General features: G+C 67.2%; 6 protein-coding genes. 3 read left to right on the top strand and 3 right to left on the bottom strand.

Annotation, left to right across the window (positions count from 1 at the left end):
- Window positions 1–343 precede the first annotated feature (343 nt).
- Genes JHD63_RS20520 through metC form a run of 3 tightly spaced genes read right to left on the bottom strand, consistent with a single transcriptional unit; the run spans window position 344 to window position 3,539 of the window.
- Complete coding sequence (locus tag JHD63_RS20520; RefSeq protein WP_198972659.1) at window positions 344–1,291, bottom strand: uroporphyrinogen decarboxylase family protein; 948 nt, start codon at window positions 1,289–1,291, stop codon at window positions 344–346.
- 26 nt (window positions 1,292–1,317) lie between these two features.
- Entirely contained in the window at window positions 1,318–2,295 is a 978-nt protein-coding gene (locus JHD63_RS20515) for a Bug family tripartite tricarboxylate transporter substrate binding protein (protein WP_198972658.1), read from the bottom strand.
- Window positions 2,271–3,539 (bottom strand): cystathionine beta-lyase, encoded by a 1,269-nt coding sequence (gene metC, locus JHD63_RS20510; RefSeq protein WP_233168495.1) that lies wholly within the window; start codon window positions 3,537–3,539, stop codon window positions 2,271–2,273. Before metC ends, JHD63_RS20515 begins: the two co-directional genes overlap by 25 nt.
- Window positions 3,540–3,649: 110 nt before the next feature.
- On the opposite strand from metC, the gene JHD63_RS20505 reads away from it, so the two are divergent.
- The 3 genes from JHD63_RS20505 to priA all read left to right on the top strand — a co-directional run bounded on the left by JHD63_RS20505 (window position 3,650) and on the right by priA (window position 8,462).
- Complete coding sequence (locus JHD63_RS20505; RefSeq protein WP_198972657.1) at window positions 3,650–4,108, top strand: Lrp/AsnC family transcriptional regulator; 459 nt, start codon at window positions 3,650–3,652, stop codon at window positions 4,106–4,108.
- 129 nt (window positions 4,109–4,237) lie between these two features.
- Entirely contained in the window at window positions 4,238–5,344 is a 1,107-nt protein-coding gene (gene hemE, locus JHD63_RS20500) for a uroporphyrinogen decarboxylase (RefSeq protein WP_198972656.1), read from the top strand.
- Window positions 5,345–6,383: 1,039 nt separating this feature from the next.
- Entirely contained in the window at window positions 6,384–8,462 is a 2,079-nt protein-coding gene (gene priA / locus JHD63_RS20495) for a replication restart helicase PriA (RefSeq protein WP_198972660.1), read from the top strand.
- Window positions 8,463–8,687: the final 225 nt, after the last annotated feature.

The raw sequence follows: 8,687 nt of genomic DNA, 5'->3' as shown, positions 1-8,687 counted from the left end.
TAACCGCGAAGGCCCGCATGCCGGTCCACGTGACCCAGGCCTTCGCTCAGGTGCTCCAGGTAGCTATCGAAACGCTCGGCTGCATTCATCGATCCTCCAAATCGAAGTCCGGAAGATCGAATTGTGAAATTTATGACACAGTAAGATTAGAGCGTGTTATGAACTTGATAACGCCTGGGGTAGATTCGCCGCATGGCAAAGCGCAAGCAGTTCTCGACAGCTTTCAGGCGACGCTGGACAAGTCGCCGATATGGGGCGCGCCCTGCGATGCAAGGCGCGCCAATGGTTCAGCGTTGACCGGTGCCGTCTCAGCCTATCAGGCTTTTGCGCACTGGGGCACGTGTTACGGCAAACCCTCCGGAAATCGCGAGTACTCACGCAGGTAGCGCAGGTTGCGCTCCGAGGTGAACGACGGGATGGTGCAGCCCGGCGCCAGGATGAGCCTGTCCTTGCCGGCGGCGGCGATGGCGGCGTCGATCTCGCAGGCGATCTCCGGCAGGGCACGCTCCGTGATACGGGTCTCGTCGATGCCGCCCATCAGGCATTTGTCCGAAATCTTGCGCAGCGCGGCCAGGTCGGGATTGCCCGGCAGCCGGTCCGACACGCTCAGCACCTCGCACGGATAGCCGGCGACGCGCTCCATCAGCACCTGGGCGCCGTGCACATGCAGCACCCGCACCAGGCCTTCGGCAGCGCGCAGCACGGCGGCGGCGAACGGCTTCTGGAACAGTTCGTGGTTCTCCTCGCTGGCGCCGCGCGGCAGATGCGCGGGAATGGCACCGTTGATGGACATGAACATGCCCTCGATGCCGCGAGCCTTCAGCGCGCCCATGTAGGCGCACAGGTCTTCGGTCACGACCTCTAGCGCGGCCAGCGCGGCGTCGCGGTGGCGGTACAGGTCGGCCGCCTGCGAGAAGCCGATGTTGCGCACGATCTGCTGGAACGGCTCGAAGCTGGTTTCCAGCAGCGGGACCTCGCCGCGCAGCGCGTCCTGCAGTCGCGACAGGCAGTCGAGCTGGGCCTGCACCGCGGGCGTCTTCAGTCCTTGCGGTCGGTAGGCTTTCAGGCTGGCGGCATCGGCGAGTGTGGTGACGCCTTCCGGCACGGCGTAGCGAAAGTCATTCATGACCTTCAGGACGTCCCAGTCGTAGGCACGCAGGAACTGCAGGTGCAGCTCGGCCACCTGCGGGCCCGGCAGGTGGTCGGACTGGAAGTGGACCCAGGCCGTCACCGGTGGCCGGTCCACCGGCTGGCCCTGGACGGCGGAGAAGAAGCGTTGGCGTTTGTTCATGGACTTCTATCGGTGCTGCGACCGGACTATTGCGCCGGTCGGGTTCCGGCCAGCAGTTCACTGACCATCTTCATGCCCGCTGCCAGGCGCTGCTGATGCTCCTGCGGCGTGGCGCTGGTGGCGACCAGCATGGCCTGCTTCTCCAGTGCCTGCTGGACTGCCGGGTCCTGCGCGGCCTTGCGGATTTCGGCGTTGAGCCGGTTCAGGATCGTCCCGGGCGTGCCGGCGGGCGCGGCAATGCCGACGCGCGTGGTGAACGCATAGTCGGGATAGCCGGCCTCCTGCGTGGTGGGCACCTGCGCCAGCATGGGCAGGCGGGTCCTGGACGTCACCGCCAGCGCCTTGAGCGCGCCGCTCTGGATGTGCGGCAGCGGCGTCTGCGGAAGGTCGAACATCACCTGGATGCGGCCTGCTAGAAGGTCGAGCACTGCCTGGGAAGCGCCCTTGTACTGCACGTGGTTCATCTGCACCTTGGCGACCTGGGAGAACTGCTCGCCAGCCAGGTGCAGGGTGTTACCGGTGCCGGCCGAGCCGTAGTTGACCTGGCCCGGATGCGCCTGCGCATAGGCCACGAACTCCTTCAGGTTGGCGGCTGGGAACTGCGGCGGCACCGAGATCACGAGCGGCGATTCGATCAGGTTGGAGACGCCGGCGAAGTCCTTGGCCGGATCGAAGGGCAGTTTGGCATTGAGCGTGCGCAGCGAGCCGTGCGTCAGCTCGCCGATCAGATACAGCGTGTAGCCGTCCGACTTGGACTTGGCCACGTAGTCGGCGCCGATGATGGTGTTGCCGCCCGGCTTGTTCTCCACCACGAAACTGTGGTTCATGTTCTCCGACAGCTTGCGGGCGAACAGCCGCGCCATGAAGTCCGATGAGCCGCCGGGCGCGTAGGGCACGATGATGCGTATCGGCTGGCCGTCCTCGGGATAGCTCTGCGCGGAGGCGGTGAGCGGCATGGCAGCCAGGGTGCTGGCTGCGATCAGGGACAGGGCAAGCTTGCGCATGGAGACTCCTTCGAAGAGTGGAACGATTGGGGTGCAGCGCAGGCGTCCCTGGCCTGCGCGGCGGCCAGGGCCTGCCGCAAGTCGGCCGCCAGGTCCTCGCAGTCTTCCAGGCCGGCATGGATGCGCACCAGATGGCCGGCCTGCGGCCGCGCCTGTACCAGCCGTCGCGGCATGTCCATAGGCACCACCAGACTTTCGAAGCCGCCCCAGGACAGGCCGATTCCAAACAGGCGCAACGCATCGAAGAAGGCAGCCAGCGCCGCGCGCTGCAGCGGCTTGAGGGTGATCGAGAACAGTCCGCTGGCGCCATGGAAGTCGCGCGTCCACAGCGCATGGCCCGGGTCGTCGGGCAGCGCCGGGTGCAAGACCGCGTCCACAAGTGGATGCTCGGCCAGCATGCGGGCCAGCCGCTCGCCGGTGCTCCAGTGCTGGCGCAGACGCACCGCCAACGTGCGAAAGCCGCGCAGCGCCAGGAAGACGTCGTCCGGGCCGACGGTCTGGCCGAAGTCGTGCGCGCCCCGTTGCAGCAGGGGCCAGGAGCGTTCGTTGGCGGTCGCCAGCCCCAGGATGGCATCGGAGTGGCCAACTAGGTACTTGGTAGCGGCTTGCACCGAGATGTCTACCCCATGCTCGAAGGGCTTGAAGTACAACGGCGTGGCCCAGGTGTTGTCCAGCACAACCCAGGCGCCGACGGCGCGGGCCTGGGCCGCTATGGCCGGGATGTCCTGCACCTCGAAGGTGCCCGAGCCCGGCGACTCGGTGTACACAACGCGCGTCTGGGGCCGCAGATGCTGCGCAATACCCGCGCCGACGCAGGGCGGGTAGAAGCTCGCGCTGATGCCCAGGCGCGGCAGCAGGTTCTCGGCGAAGGCGCGGGTTGGGCCGTAGACACTGTCGGGCATCAGCACGTGGTCGCCGGTCTTCAGCAGCGCCAGCATGGTGTGGGTGCAGGCGGCCAGGCCGGAGGGAAATACGACCGATTTGTAGCCCCCTTCGGCCTGCGCGATCAATTCTTCCAGCGCATGCGTCGTGGGCGTGCCGAAGCGGCCATAAGAGGCATACGGGTTCTCCGGCAGTTTGCGGCTTTCCCATTCGTCCAGCGTGCCGGCGACGATGGTCGAGCCGCGACAGACCGGTGTGTTGACCATGCCGAAATGCGCCGCCGGGTGGCGCCCGCGGTGCAGCAGCATGGTGGAGGCCCGCAGAGCGGGCGCAGGAGGGTAAGGAACGGCGGAGCGTGTCATGCCGCCAAGTCTAGGAACTTGCCAGCGAAAATATTGGCAAATTTTGGACATTTATCTTTATTTATTGGTGAAAATTATCATATATATATCATTAAAAGGAAATATTTTTCATGGATCGCATCGATAAGCTGCTGTTGGAACATCTGCAGCGCGACGCCTCGCTATCGCTGCAGCAAATCAGCGAGCTCACCCATCTGTCACCCACGCCGTGCTGGCGTCGCGTTCAGCGGCTGGAGCAGGCGGGTTACATCGAGCGGCGCGTGGCCCTGCTGTCGGCGGCCAAGCTGAACGTGGGGGTGACGGTGTTCGTCTCAATCCGCACCAGCCAGCACAGCGACCAATGGACGCGCGCGCTGTGCGACGTGGTCGCCGGCATTGCGGAGATCGTCGAGTTCTACCGCATGAGCGGCAACACAGACTATCTGCTGCGCGTGGTAGTGCCCGACGTGCGCGGCTACGACGCGGTCTACAAGCGCCTGGTGAGCAGCCTGGATTTCGCCGACATCTCGTCGAGCTTCGCGATGGAGCAGATCAAGTACACCACGGCACTGCCGCTGGACTACGCTTGAGCGCCGCCGCCGCGCGCGTCGCTGGAGCAGATCGCGCTCGGGTTGGGTCGATCTCGTCCGCACCTTCCCCGTGGGCGCAAAAAGTGTGTAATGGCATGCTCCCACCTCCCGCCTGCCACAATCCCCGCCATGTTTGCCCCCCTCCAGAACGACACCTTCCTGCGTGCCTGCCGGCGCCAGGCGACCGATCACACACCCGTCTGGCTGATGCGCCAGGCCGGGCGCTACCTGCCGGAATACCGCGCCACGCGCGCGCGGGCCGGCAGCTTCATGGGGCTGGCGACCAACACCGACTACGCCACCGAGGTCACGCTGCAGCCGCTGGAGCGCTACTCGCTGGACGCGGCGATCCTGTTCAGCGACATCCTGACGGTGCCCGACGCCATGGGCCTGGGCCTGTCCTTCCAGATGGGCGAGGGCCCGCGCTTCGCGCACCCGGTGCGCGACGAGGCCGCCGTGGCCGCGCTGCAGGTGCCGGACATGGCCAGGCTGCAGTACGTGTTCGACGCCGTGGCCTCGATCCGCAAGGCGCTGGGCGGCCGGGTGCCGCTGATCGGCTTCTCGGGCAGCCCCTGGACGCTGGCCTGCTACATGGTCGAGGGCGCGGGCTCGGACGACTACCGGCTGGTCAAGACCATGCTCTACGCGCGGCCCGACCTGATGCACCGCATGCTGGCGGTCAACGCCGACGCGGTGGCGGCCTACCTCAACGCCCAGATCGACGCCGGCGCCCAGGCGGTGATGGTGTTCGACAGCTGGGGCGGCGTGCTGGCCGACGGCGCCTTCCAGGAGTTCAGCCTGGCCTACACGGCGCGCGTGCTGGCGCAGTTGCAGCGCACCGGGCCGGACGGGCAGGACGTGCCGCGCATCGTGTTCACCAAGGGCGGCGGCCTGTGGCTGCAGGAGATGGGCGGGCTCGACTGCGAGGTGCTGGGCCTGGACTGGACGGTGAACCTGGCCGCCGCGCGCTCGGCCGTGGGCGGCGCCGCGGGCGGCCCGGGCAAGGCGCTGCAGGGCAACATCGACCCGAACGTGCTGTTCGCCCCGCCCGAGCGCATCGACGCCGAGGTGGCCCGGGTGCTCGAGAGCTTCGGCCGGCCGCACCTGGACCGCGGCGCCTGCGGGCCCACGCATATCTTCAACCTGGGCCACGGCATCAGCCAGCACACCCCGCCCGAGCACGTGGCGACGCTGGTGGAGGCGGTGCACCGGCACTCGCGCCGCCTTCGCGCTTGACTTTCCGCGCATATACGATTCTGGTTATGCACACTGCCTATGGTGCGGCGGCGCAGCATGAGCCTCTGGCGGCTGGCCGCGCTATCGAAGGCATAGTGGCGCTAAGTCCTTGATTCATAAGGATCTTACAAATTGCTTTTTTTGCGGGCAAAGCGGCGGAAGCCTTGATCCATGCGGCCCGGAAGGCGTAGCCACAGGACTATCAACAAAGTTATCCACAGAAACCGGGCATGCACCCCAAAGCGCTTTTGAATCAAGCACTTAGCCTTTCTTTCGCCAGCGGTGGCGAGCATTTCGGACGCGGTCAAGCCTTTTTTCTGCCGCGATCGGGAATTACCCCGGGGTACAAGCCGCAGCGTGCCCCCGCAAGCGCGGCATTACGCGCCAGGCCGCGCCGGCACTGGGTTTGCGGCGGCACCGGCCTGCGGTACCCCAGGTGTCAAGAGAAAAATTTGCTTGCGGGATCTTGCTTATGCACAAAAAAAGTGATCCAGGTTCTTGCACCGCAAGAATGTGCCAGGTGCGTGGCACGCACCGTGGGTACGTCGTAAATCCTTGATTCATAAGGAATCCGTTCCTTGCCTTTTTTCTGGGCAAAGCGTGCAGAGCCGCACGGGGCGCGGCTCCGGCACGGTTCGACAGGGCATATCAACAAAGTTATCCCCATCGGATTGGGACAAACCCTAGGACGCCGGCGCGCGGGCATGCCAAATTTCACGCCAAACCCCGTTTCAAGGCGGCGCCCCCCGGGGTTGTGCACAGCTGCGGGGTAGCGGGTGGGGCACAATTTCAGTTCGACCAGCACCTGTGAACACTTTCGCAAGTCTTTGATTTAAAAATATTTTTCACCAACTCCAATCCTTGAACCGGCTGGGCAGGGTCTTGCGGGCCCCCGTCTCGCCACTGGAAGTCCGGGTCTGTCAACAAACTTGTCCACAGGCCGGCGACAACACCCGAAAACCTCTTTGCGATCAAGCCCTTGCACGCCGATTCGACAAATCCACTTCAGCTTGCGGCGCCCCATCGCGTGGCGGTGCTGGTGCAGACGCCGGCGCACAGCGCGGTGGCCGGGCCGCTGACCTACGCCGCCGCCAGCGCGCTGGCGCCCGGCACCCTGGTGCGGGTGCCGCTGGGCAGGCGCGAGACGCTGGGTATCGTCTGGGACACCGGCACCGAGGCCAGCGCCCCCGCCGGGGCCGAGCTGCGCGCCGTGGCCGGCGTGCTGGACGCCCTGCCGCCGCTGGCCGCGGGCTGGCGTCGGCTGGTGGACTTTGCCGCGCGCTACTACCAGCGCTCGGCCGGCGAGGTGGCGCTGGCCGCGCTGCCGCCGCCGCTGCGCGCCCTGGACGCGGCGCAACTGGCCCGGCGCCTCAAGCGCAGCGCCGGCGCCGAAGGGCCCGCGGGCATCGCCTTCGCTACTGAATCAATAGCACCAACCCCAGAGCAATCCTGGGCTTTGGCACGATTTGATGCAGGAACCGGCCCGTTCCTGCTGTTTGGCGCCACAGGCAGCGGCAAGACCGAGGTCTACCTGCGCTGCGTGCAGGCCGTGCTGCAGGCCGACCCGGCCGCCCAGGTGCTGGTGATGGTGCCGGAGATCAACCTCACGCCGCAGCTGGAAGAGCGTTTCCACGCCCGCTTTGCGGCCACCGGCGACGCGCCGGCGGTGGTTTCCATGCACAGCGGCATGACGCCGCCGCAGCGCCTGCGCAGTTGGCTGGCCGCGCACACCGGGCGCGCGCGCGTCGTGCTCGGCACGCGCATGGCGGTGTTCGCCTCGCTGCCGCGGCTGCGGCTGATCGTGGTGGACGAGGAGCACGACCCGAGCTACAAGCAGCAGGAGGGCGCGCGCTACTCGGCACGCGACCTGGCGCTGTGGCGCGGGCACGCCGAGGGCGCCAAGGTGCTGCTCGGCTCGGCCACGCCGTCGCTGGAGAGCTGGCACGCCAGCCGCCCGGCCAGCGCCGACGACCCGGGCGGGCGCTACCTGCGGCTGGAGATGCCGCAGCGCGTGGGCGCCGGCGCGCTGCCCCGCGTGCGGCTGGTGGACATGAACCTGCTGCCGCAGAAGACCGTGTTCTCGCCGCAGTTGCTGGCCGCCATCGGCGAGCGCATCGCGCGCGGCGAGCAGGCCATGGTCTTCCTCAACCGGCGCGGCTATGCGCCGGTGCTGACCTGCCACGACTGCGGCTGGAAGAGCGAATGCCCGCACTGCAGCGCGTTTCGCGTGTTCCACAAGATCGACCGCAGCCTGCGCTGCCACCATTGCGGCTACGCCGAGCGCGTGCCGCGCGCCTGCCCGGCCTGCGGCAACCTCGACATCGCGCCGCTGGGACGCGGCACCGAGCGCCTGGAAGAACACCTGGCCGAGCTGCTGGCCGGCCTGCGCCGCCCCGACGGCGGCAAGGTGCGCATCGCCCGCATCGACGCCGACACCACCCGGGCCAAGGGCGCGCTGGAGGCGCAACTGGCCCAGGTGCATGCGGGCGACGTCGACGTGCTGGTCGGCACCCAGATGATCGCAAAGGGCCACGACTTCCGCCGCATCACGCTGGTGGCGGCCGTCAACCCGGATGGCTCGCTGTTCTCCAGCGACTTCCGTGCGCCCGAGCGCCTGTTCGCCCTGCTGATGCAGGCCGGCGGCCGCGCCGGGCGCGACGCCGCGCACAGCGCCGCCAGCGAGATGTGGGTGCAGACCTTCCAGCCCGCGCACCCGCTGTTCGCCGCGCTCCAGGCGCACGACTACCCGGCCTTCGCCGCCCAGCAGCTCAAGGAGCGCCAGGCCGCCGGCATGCCGCCCTTCGCCGCCCAGGCGCTGGTGCGGGCCGAGGCGCGCAGCCAGGAGGTGGCGCAGGGCTTTCTCACCGCCGCGCGCGAAGCCGCCAGCGCCGCCGGCCTGGACGCCAGCGGCGAGGTCGTCGCCTTCAGCGCCGTGCCCATGACGGTGCAGCGCGTGGCCAACGTCGAGCGCGCCCAGATGCTGCTGGAGAGTTCCTCCCGCCAGGCGCTGCAGCGCTTCCTCGCGGCCTGGCAGCCACTGCTGCACCGCACCCGCGCCGACCCGGCGCACAAGGGCGTGATCCGCTGGGCGGTGGATGTGGACCCGCTGGCGGTGTGAGGGACTTCAAGATCCATAGCGCCATGCCATGGTGAATCCTTGGCTTCAGGTACTTTCATGCCTGAAACCTAGAATAATCATCGGCGTCACGCTATCTATTTAGAGCGGCTAACAAAAGCCTGTCATCGCCAAGCGCGGGATGCGCGTTGACGGTGCATGGGAAAGAAAAGAAACAAGGAAGTTAGCGCGGTGTTGTACAAAAAGATCAAGCCGTTGCTGCCAGTC

Source organism: Xylophilus sp. ASV27, from assembly GCF_016428875.1.
Taxonomy (GTDB): Bacteria; Pseudomonadota; Gammaproteobacteria; order Burkholderiales; family Burkholderiaceae_C; genus Xylophilus.
This window is presented reverse-complemented; position numbering and strand designations above follow the sequence as displayed.

Bases quoted from the DNA above. Each gene is read 5' to 3' on its own strand.
- JHD63_RS20520 (WP_198972659.1), bottom strand. From the start codon at position 1,291: ATGAACAAACGCCAACGCTTCTTCTCCGCCGTCCAGGGCCAGCCGGTG.
- JHD63_RS20515 (WP_198972658.1), bottom strand. From the start codon at position 2,295: ATGCGCAAGCTTGCCCTGTCCCTGATCGCAGCCAGCACCCTGGCTGCC.
- metC (WP_233168495.1), bottom strand. From the start codon at position 3,539: ATGACACGCTCCGCCGTTCCTTACCCTCCTGCGCCCGCTCTGCGGGCC.
- JHD63_RS20505 (WP_198972657.1), top strand. From the start codon at position 3,650: ATGGATCGCATCGATAAGCTGCTGTTGGAACATCTGCAGCGCGACGCC.
- hemE (WP_198972656.1), top strand. From the start codon at position 4,238: ATGTTTGCCCCCCTCCAGAACGACACCTTCCTGCGTGCCTGCCGGCGC.